Annotated in this window: 1 protein-coding gene; it reads right to left on the reverse strand. The window is 69.8% G+C overall.

Going from position 1 to position 918, the window contains the following annotated elements; genetic code table 11:
* The coding region (locus IE247_RS33915) for a non-ribosomal peptide synthetase (protein ID WP_190127219.1) at window positions 1–918 on the reverse strand (918 nt) is incomplete at both ends.

Below are 918 nucleotides of genomic sequence, written 5' to 3' on the forward strand. Positions count from 1 at the left end.
GTGTGGATGGTGGTGTGGGTGTTGAGGGTGGTGTTGATGCGGTTGGTGAGGCGCATGGCGAGGAGGGAGTGGCCGCCGTGGGTGAAGAAGTTGTCGTCGATGGTGAGGGTGGGTTGGTTGAGGGTTTCGGCGAAGAGGGTGGTGAGGGTGTGTTCGTGGGGGGTGCGGGGTGGGCGTCCGGTGGGGGTTGGGGTGGTGGGGGTGGGGAGTTGGGTGTGGTCGAGTTTGCCGTTGGGGGTGAGGGGCCAGGTGGTGAGGTGGGTGAGGGTGGTGGGGATGAGGTAGTCGGGGAGGTGGCGGGTGAGGTGGGTGTGGAGGGCGGTGGGGGTGGTGGTTCCGGTGTAGTGGGCGGTGAGGCGGGTGTCGCCGTGGGCGCTGGTGTGGGCGGTGACGGTGGCCTGGGTGACGTGGGGGTGGCGGGTGATCGCGGTTTCGATGTCGGCGGGTTCGACGCGGTGGCCCCGGATTTTGATCTGGTGGTCGGTGCGTCCGTGGAAGGTGAGGGTTCCGTCGTGCTCCCAGCGGGCGAGGTCGCCGGTGCGGTAGATCCTTTCACCGGGCCGGCCGTGGGGGTGTGCGGTGAACGTGACGGCGGTGAGCGCGGGATCGTTCGTGTAGCCGCGGGCGAGGCCGGTCCCGGCGATATGGAGTTCACCGATCACACCCGGCGGGACGGGCTGGAGATACGGGTCGAGGATCGTGAGGCGGGTCCCGGTCATCGCCCGGCCGAGCGGCGTCGTGGTGGCGGGGAGGGTGTCGCCGGTGCGCCAGGGGGTGTGGGTGGCGCAGAGGGTGGTCTCGGTCGGCCCGTAGGTGGTGCGGACGATGAGGTCCGGGTTGGTGTCCAGGACCGCACGCACCGCGTCCGGGGGAATCACATCCCCGCCCGTCGTCACCTCGGTCAGGCCGGTGAAGGCG

This window comes from Streptomyces inusitatus (assembly GCF_014651115.1).
GTDB lineage: Bacteria > Actinomycetota > Actinomycetes > Streptomycetales > Streptomycetaceae > Streptomyces > Streptomyces amakusaensis.